General features: G+C 73.0%; 14 protein-coding genes and 1 pseudogene. 7 read left to right on the top strand and 8 right to left on the bottom strand.

Annotated elements, in window-relative coordinates:
- The first annotated feature begins 105 nt into the window (after positions 1-105).
- Together HCN56_RS05540 and HCN56_RS05535 are read left to right on the top strand one after the other, a co-directional pair.
- Entirely contained in the window at positions 106-318 is a 213-nt protein-coding gene (locus HCN56_RS05540) for a DUF397 domain-containing protein (RefSeq protein ID WP_167968345.1), read from the top strand.
- A gap of 138 nt (positions 319-456) precedes the next feature.
- Positions 457-1203, top strand: a complete 747-nt coding sequence (locus tag HCN56_RS05535; RefSeq protein WP_167968344.1) for an SAM-dependent methyltransferase — start codon at positions 457-459, stop codon at positions 1201-1203.
- A 43-nt stretch (positions 1204-1246) separates the two neighbouring features.
- Here the strand turns inward: HCN56_RS05535 and HCN56_RS05530 are convergent, their stop codons facing one another.
- The 3 genes from HCN56_RS05530 to HCN56_RS05520 all read right to left on the bottom strand — a co-directional run bounded on the left by HCN56_RS05530 (position 1247) and on the right by HCN56_RS05520 (position 3181).
- Positions 1247-1828 (bottom strand): HD domain-containing protein, encoded by a 582-nt coding sequence (locus HCN56_RS05530; RefSeq protein ID WP_167968343.1) that lies wholly within the window; start codon positions 1826-1828, stop codon positions 1247-1249.
- A 19-nt stretch (positions 1829-1847) separates the two neighbouring features.
- Positions 1848-2480: a hypothetical protein gene (locus HCN56_RS05525; protein WP_167968342.1), complete on the bottom strand. Its 633-nt coding sequence runs from the start codon at positions 2478-2480 to the stop codon at positions 1848-1850.
- A gap of 131 nt (positions 2481-2611) precedes the next feature.
- Positions 2612-3181, bottom strand: coding sequence for a hypothetical protein (locus HCN56_RS05520; protein WP_167968341.1), 570 nt, complete (start codon positions 3179-3181; stop codon positions 2612-2614).
- 252 nt (positions 3182-3433) lie between these two features.
- Here HCN56_RS05520 and HCN56_RS05515 point away from each other — a divergent pair, with 252 nt between their 5' ends.
- Positions 3434-4705: a hypothetical protein gene (locus HCN56_RS05515; RefSeq protein ID WP_167968340.1), complete on the top strand. Its 1272-nt coding sequence runs from the start codon at positions 3434-3436 to the stop codon at positions 4703-4705.
- A 32-nt stretch (positions 4706-4737) separates the two neighbouring features.
- On the opposite strand, the gene HCN56_RS05510 is transcribed toward HCN56_RS05515, so the two are convergent.
- From HCN56_RS05510 to sdhC, 5 genes are all read right to left on the bottom strand, one after another.
- Positions 4738-5439 (bottom strand): alpha/beta fold hydrolase, encoded by a 702-nt coding sequence (locus HCN56_RS05510; RefSeq protein ID WP_167968339.1) that lies wholly within the window; start codon positions 5437-5439, stop codon positions 4738-4740.
- A 182-nt stretch (positions 5440-5621) separates the two neighbouring features.
- Positions 5622-6389, bottom strand: coding sequence for a succinate dehydrogenase iron-sulfur subunit (locus HCN56_RS05505; protein ID WP_167968338.1), 768 nt, complete (start codon positions 6387-6389; stop codon positions 5622-5624).
- Positions 6389-8143, bottom strand: coding sequence for a succinate dehydrogenase flavoprotein subunit (gene sdhA, locus HCN56_RS05500; protein WP_167968337.1), 1755 nt, complete (start codon positions 8141-8143; stop codon positions 6389-6391). The genes HCN56_RS05505 and sdhA overlap by 1 nt, the downstream gene beginning before the upstream one ends.
- Before the next feature lie 22 nt (positions 8144-8165).
- The gene (locus tag HCN56_RS05495; protein WP_167968336.1) at positions 8166-8651 is read right to left on the bottom strand and encodes a succinate dehydrogenase hydrophobic membrane anchor subunit; all 486 of its coding nucleotides are present in this window, start codon (positions 8649-8651) and stop codon (positions 8166-8168) included.
- A 5-nt stretch (positions 8652-8656) separates the two neighbouring features.
- Positions 8657-9037: a succinate dehydrogenase, cytochrome b556 subunit gene (sdhC, locus tag HCN56_RS05490; protein ID WP_167933117.1), complete on the bottom strand. Its 381-nt coding sequence runs from the start codon at positions 9035-9037 to the stop codon at positions 8657-8659.
- Between the two features lie 309 nt (positions 9038-9346).
- On the opposite strand from sdhC, the gene HCN56_RS05485 reads away from it, so the two are divergent.
- From HCN56_RS05485 to HCN56_RS05470, 4 genes and pseudogenes are all read left to right on the top strand, one after another.
- On the top strand, positions 9347-10945 hold the full coding sequence (locus HCN56_RS05485; RefSeq protein WP_245245952.1) for a beta-N-acetylhexosaminidase: 1599 nt from the start codon (positions 9347-9349) through the stop codon (positions 10943-10945).
- Positions 10946-11297: 352 nt separating this feature from the next.
- Positions 11298-11864 (top strand): annotated as a pseudogene (locus HCN56_RS26200) (RNA polymerase sigma factor); the annotation flags it as partial.
- Positions 11865-12658: 794 nt separating this feature from the next.
- Positions 12659-14242, top strand: a complete 1584-nt coding sequence (locus tag HCN56_RS05475) for an acyl-CoA mutase large subunit family protein (RefSeq protein WP_209312387.1) — start codon at positions 12659-12661, stop codon at positions 14240-14242.
- Between the two features lie 321 nt (positions 14243-14563).
- Positions 14564-15753 (top strand): DUF6716 putative glycosyltransferase (locus HCN56_RS05470; RefSeq protein ID WP_312871064.1); only part of this gene is annotated, 1190 nt, incomplete at its 3' end.

Here is a 15753-nt window from a genome sequence, read left to right as displayed (position 1 = left end):
GCCCCAAGCGTGTGCCACAGCAGGGGAGATGGGTAGCCCCGTTGTAACGGCGCTCCCGCCCGAGGGGCCGGTGGCGCTGATCGGCTCCGTACGGGAGGACCTGACATGACCGAGGTGCACCTGCCCGCCGCCACCGCCTGGCGCACGTCCACCTTCAGCGGGGACAACGGTGGCAACTGCCTGGAGGTCGCCGACGGGGTGCCGTCGGTGGTGCCCGTGCGCGACTCGAAGGTGCCCGGTGGCGCGGTGCTGCTGGTCGAGCACGCGGCCTGGTCCGCGTTCGTGGCGGTCGTGAAGCGCCGCGACCTCACGAGCTGAACGGGCCTCGTCCGCAGTTGACGTCGGCGCGACGCGCAGCTCCAGCCTGCGGGTCGGGCGGTTCTGTGGCCGACGATTGCTGAGCGGCTCCGCGGAAATCGGCTGCGCGGGAGGCTGCGGCGGTGTGACGATGCGCCCATGGACGCCTACCACCGGCACACGGTGACCCACGCCGACCACCCCGTCGCGGCGCCGTTGTCGGACCGCGCCGTGGCGGTGATCCTCGACCGCGCCGTCCCCCGTGACCGCGCCGTGCGGCTGCTCGACCTCGGCTGCGGGGAGGCGGTCTGGCTCCGGCGAGCACTGGCCGCCCGCCCCGAGGCCACCGCGGTCGGCATCGACCTCGACGAGCCCGGCCTGGCCGTCGGCCGACGCGCGGCCGAGCGAGAAGGTGTCGCGGACCGGCTGCGGCTGGTCCGCGAGGACGCCGCGCTGCACGTCTCCGACCGTCCCGCCGGCACGGTGCTCTGCGTCGGCGCGACCCACGCCTTCGGCGGCCTGCTACCCACGCTGGAGGCGGCTCACAGCCACCTGGCGGACGGCGGCACGGTCGTCGTGGGGGAGGGGTTCTGGGAACGGCAACCGGACGCGGCGGCCCTGACCGCCCTCGGTTGCGGCCCGGACGCTTACGACGATCTGCCCGGCACCGTGCGCCGTGTCACCGACGCCGGGTGGGTCCCCGTGTACGGCCACGTCAGCACCGCCGAGGAGTGGGACGACTACGAGTGGTCCTGGACCGGCTCCCTGGCCCGCTGGGCGCTCGACCACCCCGACCACCCGTCCGCCGCCGAAGCCGCCGCGACCGCACGGGAGCACCGCGACGCCTGGCTCGGCGGCTACCGGGGAACTCTCGGATTCCTCACCCTGACGCTGCGCCCGGCCTGAGAGCCCACGGCAGTCCCGCGACCACTGTCCATGCGCCTGTGCGTCAGCGCAGGAAGGTCTGCTGCCATGTCGTCGAGTTCATCGTGAGAGCTGCTTCGGCGAGAGACCGTGCCGAAGCTGTCCTGAGCTTGGCGAGGCTGCTGTCGATCCACGGCTGGACGTTCGAGCAGCCTTGTTCGCGGTACTCGACGGCTTGGATGAGGCACTCCAGCTTGTCGGCGTCGCGGGCGCAGGCGACCTCGAGGGAATCGCCGTTCTCGTAGTCGTCGACGATCCGCCGGGCCTCGCTGCGCACGGCCGGATGTGCGTCGGCGAGCTGGTCCGCGGTGACGGACTGATTGTCAGCGGCGTCGAGGTAGCGGCGACCGATGTGCGGGATGTCGCCGACGCGGGTCTCCTGGGTGTCGTGCCACAGGCCCAGCAAGGCTGTCCTGGCCGGGTCGGCGCCTTCCATCATGGCGAGGACGGAGCCGATGAGAGCGGTCCGGAAGCTGTGCTCGGCGATGGTCTCGGGGTCCTTCACCCTGGCGATCCACCAGCCGGAACGCTTGGCGCGCTTGAGCATTCCCATCTCCAGCAGGAAGCCCGCGGTCCCCGCTGCCTGCTCCTGCTCCGTGTCCGCCATGAAGGTGCCCTCCGATGTGTCACGCGCGGTTCTCGCCTAGAACGTAATGCACAGCACTCAGCTCCCGCCTGGCTCTTCGGGGGATCCCGCCGCGATCGAGAAGCTGCACCGCGTGGGCTGCCAGGCTGTCCGCCAGGGCAGGGGCTGCCTGTGGCAGCCACCGGTTGGTGGTCAGCACCGCCCACAGCGAGTGGACGTACAGCTCCCGGTAGGCCGGAGCCTGGTGCAGGCCGCTCGCCAGGCCGTGCAGGAGGCGGACGGGGTCCCAGCCGACTGCCTCGCGACGCATGAAGCGGTCACCCGGCTGCGCGTCGCGGATGGCACCGAACCAGTAGGCCCAGTAGTTGAGGTTCGCACGTTCGGCGGACTCGTTGCCCGCAACGCTCCGGTCGATGAACTCCATCAGTGGCTCGCGGTCACCGAGTCGTGTCAGGGCAGCGGCGGTTGAGCGTGCTGTGGACCAGCGAGGGTTCCAACCCGGCGTGGGGAGCTGGTTGCGGCTGCTGTGCAGCGCCTGCCGCCTAAACCACGAGACCGCCGCGGAGGTTCGCTTGTAGCTGCAGAGGTAGAGGGCCTGGCGGTGAAGGAGCAGTCCGTCGTCCCCGGCCTGTATCGCGGATTCGGCGGTCTCCCGGAGACGGGAGAAGAACACACCCCGAACGGGCGCCGGCAGGAGCGGGGCCTGGGCCTGGATCGACGGCCACCCCGCGCTGCGGTGGCGGCACGACGTCTGACCGGCGAAACGATCGCAGCACCGCCCCCACGGCCCGTCGCCCGGCGGGTTCAGGCGCTGATGGAGCGGAGCCAGGCGACCTGGTGGGCGATGGCAGGGCCGGCGTGCGGGGTGGTGGCGGGGATCATCGTCGAGTGGTGGCGGCCGCCCGACGTCACACCCACCTGGATGTAGCCCGTGGTGCGGTCCTCGCGCATCAGCAGGAACAACAGACCGAGCAGGCAGAACACCGCGAAGACGCAGGCCAGGACGATGCCGGTGGTGGTGATGGACTTCTCGGTGCGGGAGAGGTCGTTGAACGTCCACACCGCCCCGCGCAACGGCATCGGCCCGGCGGGGGTCAGGATCGCGTCCGGCATCACCGTGATGTCGCCGATGTACAGCAGCGGCGCGCCCTGCTGACCCTGCGGTGCCATGGGCGCCTGCGACGGGGAGCCGGCGTCGTACGCCCCCGGCGCATAGGGGCCGGGCTGCCCGCCCTGCGCGTTCGGCTGCGGCGTGCCGTAGCCGCCCTGCGCCGGGTAGGGGCCCTTCGTCAGGTCGACGGGCGGCGCGGCCGGCTGCTGCGACTGCTGCCCGTTCGGCCCCCACTGGTAGCCGTGCGGATCGCCCTGGTTCATCCGTAACCCCCCACTGCACTGCCGCGCCGCGGAACGGCCCACGGTGCCCGCTACGAGATTACGTCAGAGCGCGCGGCGAGGCGGTGGAGGACCCGTAACAGCTCTGAACCGGCGGCGACGTTCCGTCGGCTGCGGGGGCGGGCACACTGCGGATACGGGAACACCGGGGGCGGCCGGGCGGGGCGGCAGGGCCTCGCGCGGCACGCGTGCCGACCGGTGAGGGGCGCAGCCCTGCTGCTCCCGGGGGGATGTATGCGGAAGTTCGTTGCGGACCGTCGCGTCGCCGACTGGGCGGCATCGGTGCTCGGCGGTGTCGTGCTCGTCGTCGCGGTGTGGCTGGTGGCGACCGTCGACCGGGTCGACGCGCTCGTGAGCTCCGAACAGGGGGGCGCCGCCTGGGCGGCACCGTGGCTGGCCGCGTGGGCCCCTGGGCCGCCGACCTTGCCCGACGCGGCGACCGCGCTCGGGATCTTCGGACACCCGGGAGCGGAGTGGGTGTCGACCCGCGGCCTGCTGCTGGGGGTGCTGTTCGCCTTGGGCTGCCGGCTCGCGCTGCGGTACCTGCCGGCGCTGCCGCGTCACGCCGCGTGGGCGGCAGTCGCCTGCTGGGCCGCGGTGGCGCCCGCGGCGGTACTGAGCACGGTGGCGGTGGTGGTGATGGCCGCGCCGCCGGGCGCGGACCAGAGGTCGGCCGTCGTCCTCGACTCCTACGACGCGTTGGCGCTGCCCACCCTGTTGGCGCTGCCGGTCGCCGTCCTGGTGGCCTCGACCTCGTGGGCGGTCCGCACGCTGATCGACCGGCGGGCACCCGCCGGTTCCGCGGTCCGCGAGGGCGACGGGCCCGACCGGGCGGCGGAGGCTGTTCCGGGGCCGACCCTTGCCCTGCCGCCACCTGCCGCGCCGACGCCGCCTCCGTCCGCTCGCGCGCGCCGGGGTGCGGTGGGCGCGGCCACCGTGACGCTGGCCGTGGTGGCCGGCGTCGGGGGAGCGGCCGAGGCGGAGCCCCCGTGGTTGTCCGGCGACCCCTCGGACCCGTGGGCGCTGCTGGGGCGTTTCCTGGTGCCGACCCGTTGGTCGATCGGCCTTCTCGCGCCGGACGCCCCGGCAGTTCTGGACCGGCTGGCCCACCTGGTCGGCGCGGTTCTGTACGTCCTGCTGTTCGCGCTGCTGTTCCGGCTGGTTCTGCCGCGGATCACCGAACGCACCCCGCAGGCCCTCGCGGTCACCGGCGTCTGGGTCTCGGTCGTCGCCGGTAGCGTCGCGCACACCCTCGGGTCCTACGCCCAGTTCACCACCTACCCGGAGTTCTCCGGATTCGACGGGTGGTCACTCGCGGCATGGTGCTTCCGGACCGTCGTGGCGTTCTCCGCGGGACTCGCCGTCTGGGGGGCCGTCACCGGGTGCGTCGCCTGGGGCGTACTGCGGCGCCTGAGTGATGCGGCCCCGGCGACCCCGCCCACCGACGGCGCACGAGGCCCGGAGGACGGCCCGGAGGGTGACGAGCTGGTCCTCACCGGGCGCTAAGCCCCCGGGGGCCATCGACGCCCCCGGCCGCCTCAGCTCTCCTCCGCTGCCTCCAGCAGGACCCGGGCCAGCTCCGCCGGGGCCGACAGCATCGGCCAGTGACCGGTCTCCAACCGGACCATCCGCCACCGGCCCGCTGCGAGCGGCTCGGCCGCGGGCGCCGGGGGCTCGTCGCCGTCCAGCAGGCACTTCACGTACGTGGCGGGCAGGCCGCCCGCCGGGTGGGACAGCCGGGCCGGTTCCGTCAGCGTGGCGCCCGGGTGCGGCGTGCCCCCCACCACCAGCCGTTCCACGGACTCGGCGTCCAGGCCCTGCCCCGCGTAGTCGGCCGCCGCGGGCGGCGGCCACCGGCCGTCGTGGCCCGCCAGCGCCGGCTCCACCAGCGCGCGGCCACCCGGCCAGGAGTCCACGAAGGACTGACCGTCGACCGGGACGGTCGCGTCCACGTACACCACCCGCCGCAGCCGCCCGCCGATCCGCTCCGCCGCCTGACCGACCGGGATCCCCGAGTAGCTGTGCCCCACCAGGACGACGTCCCGGAGGTCCAGCCGCTCGACCGCGCCCACGATGTCGGCGACGTGGTCCTGCTGCCCGGCCGACTCCCCGCCGCGCTCCGCCAGGCCGCCCAGCGTCAGTGGCAGCGCGCCGTGGCCGGCGGTCCGCAGCGCCGGGGCGACCTCCGCCCAGGCCCAGGCGCCGAGCCACGCACCGGGCACGAGTACGAATTCCGTCATGCCGGGCACGCTAGCGCGCCCCACCGACAACCGCCGCCGGGAGACGTCCGGACGGCGGGCGACCGCGGGCTCTCCCGGCCCCGGCGGGCGGCCGAGCACCGGAACGGCGGCGGGCCGCAGAGAGAACTCTCCCTGCGGCCCGCCGCCGTTCGGCCGGTGCGCGTGCGCACCGGCCGGTCGCCCTAGAAGCGCCGGGTGATCAGCGCCTGCTTCACCTCGGCGATGGCCTTGGTGACCTCGATGCCGCGGGGGCAGGCGTCGGTGCAGTTGAACGTGGTGCGGCAGCGCCACACACCGTCCTTGTCGTTCAGGATCTCCAGCCGCTGCTCCCCGGCCTCGTCACGCGAGTCGAAGATGAAGCGGTGCGCGTTGACGATCGCCGCCGGGCCGAAGTACTGGCCGTCGTTCCAGAACACCGGGCACGACGAGGTGCACGCGGCGCACAGGATGCACTTGGTGGTGTCGTCGAACCGCTCGCGGTCCGCGGCCGACTGCCGGCGCTCGCGCGTCGGCTCGTTCCCGCTGGTGATCAGGAACGGCATCACGTCGCGGTACGCCTGGAAGAACGGCTCCATGTCGACGATGAGGTCCTTGAGCACGGTCAGGCCCTTGATCGCCTCGACGGTGATCGGCTTGGCCGGGTTCAGGTCCTTGATCAGCGTCTTGCACGCCAGCCGGTTGCGGCCGTTGATGCGCATGGCGTCCGAACCGCAGATCCCGTGGGCGCAGGAACGGCGGAACGTCAGGGTGCCGTCCTCCTCCCACTTGATCTGGTGCAGCGCGTCCAGGACGCGCTCCTTCGGGTCGATGTCGATCACGAAGTCCTGCCAGGACGCGTCCGCGGAGACCTCCGGGTTGAACCGGCGGATGCGGAAGGTGACCGTGATCTTGTGCGAGGCGGCGCTGTCGGCGGCGCCGGCCTCCGGCTTCTCGACGGTGGCGGTGCTCATCAGTACTTACGCTCCATCGGCTGGTAGCGGGTCTGGACGACCGGCTTGTAGTCCAGCCGGATCGAGTCGGTGCCCTCGGTGTCGACCTCGCGGTACGCCATGGTGTGGCGCATGAAGTTGACGTCGTCGCGGTCCGGGTAGTCCTCGCGGTAGTGACCGCCGCGGGACTCCTTCCGGGCCAGGGCGGAGACGACCAGCACCTCGGCCAGGTCGAGCAGGTTGCCCAGCTCGATGGCCTCCAGCAGGTCGGTGTTGAACCGCTTGCCCTTGTCCTGGACCGAGATGTCCTTGTAGCGCTTGCGCAGCGCCGCGATGGTGTCGCGGGCCTCCCGCAGCGTCTCCTCGGTGCGGAAGACCATGGCGTTCTTGTCCATGGTCTCCTGCAGCTCGTTGCGGATCTCCACGACCCGCTCGGAGCCCGTGGCGTCGCGCAGCATCTCGACCTGGCCGGCGACGAAGGACTGCGGGTCCTCCGGCAGGTCCACGTAGTCGGCGGTCGCCGCGTACTCGGCGGCGGCGATGCCCGCACGCCGGCCGAAGACGTTGATGTCGAGCAGCGAGTTGGTGCCCAGGCGGTTGGCGCCGTGGACCGACACGCAGGCGACCTCGCCGGCGGCGTACAGGCCGGGGATCACGTCGGTGTTGTTGGCCAGCACCTCGCCGCGCACGTTGGTCGGCAGGCCGCCCATCGCGTAGTGCGCGGTCGGCTGGATCGGGATCGGGTCCGTGTACGGCTCGATGCCCAGGTAGGTGCGGGCGAACTCGGTGATGTCCGGCAGCTTCGCGTCCAGCTGCTCCGGCGGCAGGTGGGTGAGGTCCAGGTAGACGTGGTCGGCGTCCGGACCGCAGCCCCGGCCCTCGCGGATCTCGGTGTAGATCGAGCGCGAGACCATGTCCCGCGGCGCGAGGTCCTTGATCGTGGGGGCGTAGCGCTCCATGAAGCGCTCGCCGTCCTTGTTGCGGAGGATGCCGCCCTCACCGCGGGCGCCCTCGGTGAGGAGGATGCCCATCTTCCAGATGCCGGTCGGGTGGAACTGGAAGAACTCCATGTCCTCCAGCGGGATGCCCCGGCGGAACGCGGCGGCCTGCAGGTCGCCGGTGAGGGTGTGGGCGTTGGAGGACACCTTGTAGAACTTGCCGTTGCCGCCCGAGGCGAAGACGATCGACTTCGCCTGGAAGACGTGCAGTTCGCCGGTGGCCAGCTCCAGCGCGACGACGCCGGCGGCCTTGCGGACGCCGTCCACCTCGTTGAGGAGGACGTCCAGGACGTAGAACTCGTTGTAGAACTCCACGCCCTCCTTCACGCAGACCTGGTACAGCGTCTGGAGGATCATGTGGCCGGTGCGGTCCGCCGCGTAGCAGGAGCGGCGCACGGGCGCCTCACCGTGGTTGCGGGTGTGGCCGCCGAACCGGCGCTGGTCGATGGTGCCGTCCGGGGTCCGGTTGAACGGCAGGCCCATCTTCTCCAGGTCGAGGACGGAGTCGATGGCCTCCTTGGCCAGGATCTCCGCGGCGTCCTGGTCGACCAGGAAGTCGCCGCCCTTGACGGTGTCGAAGGTGTGCCACTCCCAGTTGTCCTCCTCGACGTTGGCCAGGGCGGCGGCCATGCCGCCCTGTGCCGCGCCGGTGTGGGACCGGGTGGGGTAGAGCTTCGTCAGTACGGCGGTGCGGCTGCGCTTGGTGGCCTCGATGGCGGCACGCATACCGGCGCCGCCCGCACCGACGATGACGGTGTCGTACTTGTGGATCTGCATCTGTCTCGTCAGCCCCGGTGCGTCAGCGGATGTTCGGGTCGAAGGTGAAGATCACCAGCGTGCCCAGCAGGATGGTGAAGGTCGTCGCCGTGTACAGCAGCACCTTCAGCCAGAAGCGGGTGTTGTCGCGCTGCGCGTAGTCGTTGATGATCGTCCGCATGCCGTTGGCGCCGTGCAGCATGGCCAGCCAGAGCATGATCAGGTCCCACGCCATCCAGAACGGCGAGGCCCAGCGACCCGCGACGAACGCGAAGCTGACCTTGGAGACGCCGCCGTCCAGCACGAGCTGGATCAGCAGGTGACCGATGACCAGGAAGACGAGGAGGATGCCGGACAGCCGCATGAACAGCCAGCCGTACAGCTCGAAGTTGGTGCGGGTGGACCGCGGGGTCCGCGTGGTGCGCGCGCGGGGCGGCTCGATCACCGGCGCGGGGTTCTCGGGCGAGTAGCGCTCGCCCTCGACCGCGGTGGTGCCCGAGGCGGCGGTGGTGGTGTTTTCGGTGGTCATCTCGATCAGCTCCCGAACAGCTCACGGAAGGCGTGCGACAGAACCGGGTACGCGGCACCGGCCATCAGCAGGCCCCACAGCCCCATGACGCTCCACAGCAGCTGCTTCTGGTAGCGAGCGCCCTTGCTCCAGAAGTCGACCGCGATGACACGCAGGCCGTTGAGCGCGTGGAAGAGGACGGCCGCGACGAGGCCGTACTCCATGAAGGCCACGAGCGGGGTCTTGTAGACCGCGACAGTGTCGTCGTACGCCTCGGGTGAGACGCGGACGAGCGCGGTGTCGAGTACATGGACGAACAGGAAGAAGAAAACGAGGACACCGGTGACTCGATGAGCCACCCATGACCACATGCCTTCCCGGCCGCGGTACAGCGTTCCTGCCGGCACGGAAATACCCTCCGGGAGCCGAATGTCGGGAGCGGGTGCCGGTGTCACCGCCTCGCGGAGGCCGCCGGTCCCGAGCCGGGTACGGTCCACCGGCCGGGCGATATCGTATCGACGGCTTCCGGGCCTCTCGGACCCGGGGGCTCAGGTGTGAGCAATCAGGCACGGATGGGTGAGGCCCGGGCGGCGCGTCCGGCGGGGCCGCCGGGCCCTTCGGCGGGGTGCCGGCCGGCCGCGCTCCCGGGCGCGGCGCTGCGCCGGACGGACCCCTTCCGGTGATCACTTGTCGGCCGGGGTCGCTACGGTCGACCCATGGCTCGTGTAGTGATCGGTGGCGTCGTGGCCGCCATGGTGGTGCTCGTCGCGCTCGGCGTGGTCGTGTTCGGTCCCGACCCCTCCGCGGAGAACGGGGAGCCGGTGGCGTCCCCGCCGCCGACCCCGGAGGAACCGCGGGTGCAGCCCTCCGGGCCGCAGGAGGCGCCCCGGGCGATCCCGGCGGTCCGATCCTGGGAGCCCGCGGACGGCAGCGGCTGGGCGGTCACCCCGGACACCCGGGTCGTCGCGGTGCTCGACGGCGTGCTGGACGACGAGGCCGAGCGGCTCGCGGACGAGCTGTCCGTCCCCGTGGTGGAGGGGGACGAGGCGCTGCTGGGCGACGTGCTGCTGCGGGTGGACCCGGACTCGGCGCTGGACCGCGAGGAGTACACCCTCACCAGCCGCGACGGCGTCCTCACCATCACCGGCTCGCACGACGCCGGGGTCTTCTACGGCACCCGCACCCTGGTGCAGTCGGTGCAGGAGCTGGGCGGTGTCGCCGAGGGCGAGGTCCGGGACGTGCCGGACCGGCCGCAGCGCGGCTTCATGCTGGACATCGCCCGCAAGCACTTCCCGGCGGAGTGGATCGAGGACCGGCTGCGGCAGATGGGCGACCTCAAGTTCAACCAGCTGCAGCTGCACTTCAGCGACGACCAGGGGTTCCGCATCGAGAGCGAGGAGTACCCCGAGGTCGTCTCCGAGGAGCACCTGACCAAGGACGAGGTGCGGCGCATCCTGGCGCTGGCGGAGTCGCTGCACATCACCGTGATCCCCGAGATCGACTCGCCCGGCCACCTCGGCGCGGTGCTCAACGCCTATCCCGACCTGCGGCTGCTCGACCGGGACGGCGAGCCGGTCCGGGGCGCGATCGACATCTCGCAGGAGCGGGCGGGCGAGCTGATCGACGGCCTGACGCGCGAGTTCGCGCAGCTGTTCCCCGGCCCCTACTGGCACCTGGGCGGTGACGAGTACGGCGCGCTCTACTACCGCGACCCGCAGGCGTCCTTCCCCGGGCTGGCGGCCGCGGCGCGTGAGGAGTTCGGCTCCGAGGGGACCGTCCAGGACCTCGCCACCCGCTGGTTGAACGACCGGGCGGACACCGCCCGCGACCTGGAGCGGCTGCCGCAGGTCTGGAACGACGGCATGCACGCCGGCGGGGCGATCCAGCCCGACGCCGAGCGGGAGGTCACCTACTGGACCGGCCGCGAGATCGGCGCCCGTCCACCGGAGGAGTACCTGGAGGGCGGCTGGCAGCTGATCAACATGAGCAGCGAGTACCTCTACTACGTCCTGGGCGAGCCGGTGGGCTTCGTCTACCCGACGGGCGAGCGCATCTACGAGGAGTGGACCCCGGAGGTGCTGCGCGGGAGCGAGCCGGTCGACCCCGCGCTCGGCGGCCCGGAGAACATCCTGGGCGGCCGGTTCGCCGTCTGGTGCGACCTCGCCGACCGGCAGAGCGTCGAGGAGGTGGCCGACGGCATCCGGCTGCCGCTCCACGCGACCTCGCAGAAGCTGTGGAACCCGGACGAGCCGGAGCTGAGCTGGGAGGAGTTCACCGCCCTGGCCGACCGGCTGGAGGCCGGCGTCCGGACCTGAGCCGAGGCGGTGCGGCGGGCGGCGCTGTGCTCCCGGGCCGGCGCCCCGGCGGGCGCGGCGGCAGGCAGGCAGCCGGGGCCGCCACCCCCCACAGGAGAGACCCCGGCCGCCGCTCGGTGACGGGCCCCGCGGCGCCCGCCCCCACCGAGTACAGCGTCCCGCCCCCGGAATCCGTTACCGCCTCACCGGACGCCCCTGTTTCGGGCAACCGCGTTCGCCGAGGGCCGAGTTGCCGGGCGATGCCGGGCCCGCCGACCGGGATGGACGGGTTCGCCCGGCTCGCGTAGCGTTCGTTCCCGGGAGACGCACAGTGACCGGCCGGGGCCGGGGACGTGCGAGGAGGGGCGGGGACGTGCTGGGGGAAGACGAAGAGCTGACGGCCGCGCTGTGCGCGGCCCGCACCGGGGACGACGCGGCCTTCCGCACGCTCTTCCGGGCGCTGCACCCGCGGCTGCTGGGTTACGTGCGCACCATCGTCGCCGATCCCGACGCGGAGGACGTCGCCGCCGAGACCTGGCTGCACATCGCGCGGGACCTCCACCGGTTCGACGGCGACGCCGACCGTTTCCGCGGCTGGACCACCCGGATCGCGCGCAACCGGGCGCTGGACCACCTCCGCTCCCGGGCGCGGCGCCCGGCCGACCCGCTCGACGAGACCGCCCTGGGGGAGATGCCCTCGCGCGCCGACACCGCCGAGGAGGCGATCGCCGCGCTGGGCACCACCGACACCTTCGCGCTGGTCGGGCGGCTGCCGCGTGAGCAGGCGGAGGCGGTGGTGCTGCGCACCGTGCTGGGGCTCGACACCGCGCGTGCCGCCGGTGTGCTCGGCCGGCGGCCGGGCGCGGTCCGGACCGCCGCCCACCGGGGGCTGCGCCGCCTGGCGGAGCTCCTCGACGCCCGGCACCCCGTCCCGGGCGCCGGGCCCGTCGCGGCGGGCGCGGTGGCCGCCCCGGTACGACGCGTGGCCGAGTACATCCAGCCGACCGGGGAGCGCAACCGTGCGCCGGGGGAGCGCTCCCACCCCCACGGGGAGCGCTCCCATGAGCCGGTGGCAGTGGCCGAGCAACGACGGCGCGCGCCCCGCGCGAGCCCCGTGGAGCACCTGATCGGGCCGGTACCGGCCGGCTACCGGACCGCACCGGCGTACGCGCCGCACCCCACGGACCACCCCGGGCACGCACCGCCGTCCCACCCCGCGCGCCCGCCCCACCCGCCCCTGCCGGAACAGCGCCGCCCTCCGGCAGCGGAGAGCGGTACGCGCGGTCACGCGGCGCGCACGGAGCCGTCGCACGGCCCGACCGGCGAATCCCGGCCGGAAAACACGACCTGCCCTTCGTAACGCGGCGGCGGTCTGGGACGCTGTACCTAGTGGACCGACTGGTCATCGGTCCGCTGTGGCCCCCGTGGTTCCCCCCGTACCCCAGGGGCCGGCGCGGGCGGGGCGTATCCCCCTCGCTCCGCCCGCGCACCTCACCGGCCGTGACCGGCGCCCGCCGTCACCGCCCGCAGCCGCGTGCCCGCTCCGCGGCGGCCTCCCCCGGTTGGGGACCCTGCGTACCTCCCGCACCCGCCCACCGCTCGCTACAGTCCTAGGGCGTGTCGTTCGTATCCCTCGGGGCCGCGACCATCCGTAACGACACGTCCCGGCGTGGGGCACCTCTCCCGAGCAGGCCCCGGCACCACGGCATTCCGAGCGGAAGGCAACGACAGAGCATGGCGCGCGAGTCCGAATCCGGCACACCGATCGAGCCGGTCTACGGCCCGGAGGCCCTGAAGGGGTGGGAGGCGGACGAGCGGCTGGGCGCCCCCGGCGTCTATCCGTACACCCGCGGCGTCTACCCCACGATGTACACCGGCCGCCCCTGGACGATGCGTCAGTACGCCGGGTTCGGTACCGCCGCGGAGTCCAACGCCCGGTACAAGCAGCTGATCGCCAACGGCACCATGGGGTTGTCCGTCGCGTTCGACCTGCCCACCCAGATGGGCCACGACTCCGACGCACCCCTCGCCCAGGGCGAGGTCGGCAAGGTCGGCGTCGCCATCGACTCCATCGACGACATGCGGGTGCTCTTCGGCGGCATCCCGCTGGACAAGGTGTCCACGTCGATGACGATCAACGCCCCCGCCGCGCTGCTGCTCCTGCTCTACCAGCTCGTCGCCGAGGAGCAGGGGGTGCCGGCCGACAAGCTGACCGGCACCATCCAGAACGACGTGCTCAAGGAGTACATCGCCCGCGGCACCTACATCTTCCCGCCCAAGCCCTCGCTGCGGCTGATCGCGGACATCTTCAAGTACTGCCGCGCCGAGATCCCGCGGTGGAACACCATCTCCATCTCCGGCTACCACATGGCCGAGGCGGGCGCGACGCCCGCACAGGAGATCGCCTTCACTCTCGCCGACGGTATCCAGTACGTCCGCACCGCCGTGGCGGCCGGAATGGACGTGGACGATTTCGCACCGCGGCTCTCCTTCTTCTTCGTCTCCCGCACCACGATCCTGGAGGAGGTCGCGAAATTCCGCGCCGCCCGCCGGATCTGGGCGCGCGTCATGCAGGAGGAGTTCGGCGCGAAGAACCCCAAGTCGCTGATGCTGCGGTTCCACACCCAGACCGCCGGCGTCCAGCTCACCGCGCAGCAGCCCGAGGTGAACCTGGTCCGCGTCGCCATCCAGGGGCTCGGCGCGGTCCTCGGCGGGACCCAGTCGCTGCACACCAACTCCTACGACGAGGCCATCGCGCTGCCCACCGACAAGTCGGCCCGGCTCGCGCTGCGGACCCAGCAGGTCCTCGCCTACGAGACGGACGTGACGGCCACCGTCGACCCGTTCGCCGGCTCCTACGTGGTGGAGTCCCTCACCGACGACGTCGAGCGCGCCGCCCTGGAGCTGATGGAGCAGGTCGAGGAGCGCGGCGGCGCCGTCGAGGCCATCGAGCAGGGCTACCAGAAGATGGAGATCGAGCGCAGCGCCTACCGGCAGGCGCTCGCCACCGACGCCGGTGAGCGCGTCGTCGTGGGCGTCAACCGGTACCAGCTCGACGAGGAGGAGCCCTACGAGCCGCTGCGGGTCGACCCCGCCATCGAGGTCCAGCAGGTCGAACGGCTGCGGGTGCTGCGCGCCGAGCGCGACCAGGCCGCCGTGGACGCCGCCCTCGCCGAGCTGCGGACCGCCGCGGAGGGTCAGGACGCCAACGTGCTGTACCCGATGAAGGAGGCGCTGCGCGCCCGCGCCACCGTCGGTGAGGTCTGCAACCTGCTGCGCGAGGTGTGGGGCGCGTACGTGCCCTCCGAGCGCTTCTGACCGCACCGGCCACCGCCGCGCACCACCCGGCCCGCCGCCCCTCCCGCGAGGGGCGGCGGGCCGTCGCGTCCGCCGGCCGCGTGCCGGCGGCGCGGCCCACCCGGTTGCCGGGACCCGGCATCCCCGCGAAGCGGACGGGCGTTCCGGGTGAACGGAATGCCCGAGAGGCGGCCGGAAAAGTGATCCGCAGGTGAACGGGGAACCCTTCGCGGGTTAATTGGTTTTCTCCTTGGGCCAGTTGGGAATCGGGCCACCCGCTGTTCATGTTCCATTGCGGGCGCGTTGGTCCGAGAGGCCGAATGGCTGCCTAGCTTCCGAGTTGTGCCCGCGACACCGAATTCACCGGTGCGAGCAGTAGTGCTCGCCGACTCCGACACCCGCTGGAAGTGGGGTGCGCTGACCGCCCGCGCCCTCACCCCCGGCGCGGAGGTCGGCGCCCGGCTGCTCCGCGGTCGCGCCACTCCCACCGCGCGGCAGCTCGCCGACACCGGGGTCGCCGCCGACGACGCCCGCGAGACCACCCTCACCGGCTTCCTCGACGAGGTCGCCGTTCCGCCCGCCCCGCACACCCCGGCAGTGCACACCCCGGCCGCCCCGGCCGGCGGCGACCGCGCCGCGCCGTACGACGTGCTCGTCCTCGCCTGCGTCGGCCACACCGTGCAGGCCGTCCTCCAGGGGCTCGCCCGCCGCTGGCCCGACACCACCCGGCGCCCGGTCCTCGTCACCGGCTACTGCGGCGTCGTCTACGAGAAGCTCACCGAGGGACTGCTGCTGCGCCACGGCGCCGACCTGCTCCTCGCCGGCTCCCCCTGGGACGCCCGCCGCTTCCGCGAGACGCTCACCGGGGTCGGCGCCGACGCCCGGTCGGTCGCCACCTGGCCGCTGCCGTTCCTCGGCGGCACACCGCACGACCCGGAGCCCGCCGCCCGCGGCGACCGGCCGTTCCGCGTGGTCTTCGCCGTCCAGCCCTCCGTCCCCGACGGACCCGCCGCCCGCCGCTACCTGCTGGACCGCGCGATCGGCCACGCCCGCCGCCACCCGGGCCGCGAGGTCGTCCTCAAGCTGCGCAGCGCCCCCGGCGAGCACACCACCCACGTCGAGGAGACGCCCTACCAGCGCCTGGCCGCACGCGTCCGCGGCGGCCTCCCCGCCAACGTCCGCCTCGCCTACGGGCACATGGGGGAGCTGCTGGACACCACCGACCTGCTGGTGACCGTCAGCTCGACCGCCGCGCTGGAGTCGCTGAGCCGAGGCGTCCCCACCGCCGTCCTCACCGACCTCGGGGTCCGCGAACCGCTCGGCAACCACTGGTTCACCGGCTCCGACTGCCTGACCTCCTGGGACGAACTCGACGCCGGCCACCTCCCCGAGGCCGACCCGCACTGGCTCGCCGACCGCGGCGTCACCGCCCCGTCCGCCGCGGCCCCGGGCGCCGGCGCCCGACAGGCCCTCGCCGAGCTGCTGGCCGAGGCCGACGGCCCCGGGCTGGCCCCGCCCGCCCCCTACTACGG

The organism is Streptomyces lonarensis (assembly GCF_012033735.1).
Taxonomy (GTDB): domain Bacteria; phylum Actinomycetota; class Actinomycetes; order Streptomycetales; family Streptomycetaceae; genus Streptomyces; species Streptomyces lonarensis.
The sequence above is the reverse complement of the archived record's forward strand: the minus strand, read 5'-3'. Positions and strand labels throughout refer to the sequence as shown.

Coding starts and splice junctions, on each gene's coding strand:
- HCN56_RS05475 (WP_209312387.1), top strand. CDS start 12,659: ATGGCGCGCGAGTCCGAATCCGGCACACCGATCGAGCCGGTCTACGGC.
- HCN56_RS05505 (WP_167968338.1), bottom strand. CDS start 6,389: ATGAGCACCGCCACCGTCGAGAAGCCGGAGGCCGGCGCCGCCGACAGC.
- HCN56_RS05535 (WP_167968344.1), top strand. CDS start 457: ATGGACGCCTACCACCGGCACACGGTGACCCACGCCGACCACCCCGTC.
- HCN56_RS05485 (WP_245245952.1), top strand. CDS start 9,347: ATGGCTCGTGTAGTGATCGGTGGCGTCGTGGCCGCCATGGTGGTGCTC.
- HCN56_RS05540 (WP_167968345.1), top strand. CDS start 106: ATGACCGAGGTGCACCTGCCCGCCGCCACCGCCTGGCGCACGTCCACC.
- sdhA (WP_167968337.1), bottom strand. CDS start 8,143: ATGCAGATCCACAAGTACGACACCGTCATCGTCGGTGCGGGCGGCGCC.
- HCN56_RS05515 (WP_167968340.1), top strand. CDS start 3,434: ATGCGGAAGTTCGTTGCGGACCGTCGCGTCGCCGACTGGGCGGCATCG.
- HCN56_RS05520 (WP_167968341.1), bottom strand. CDS start 3,181: ATGAACCAGGGCGATCCGCACGGCTACCAGTGGGGGCCGAACGGGCAG.
- HCN56_RS05530 (WP_167968343.1), bottom strand. CDS start 1,828: ATGGCGGACACGGAGCAGGAGCAGGCAGCGGGGACCGCGGGCTTCCTG.
- HCN56_RS05495 (WP_167968336.1), bottom strand. CDS start 8,651: ATGACCACCGAAAACACCACCACCGCCGCCTCGGGCACCACCGCGGTC.
- HCN56_RS05510 (WP_167968339.1), bottom strand. CDS start 5,439: ATGACGGAATTCGTACTCGTGCCCGGTGCGTGGCTCGGCGCCTGGGCC.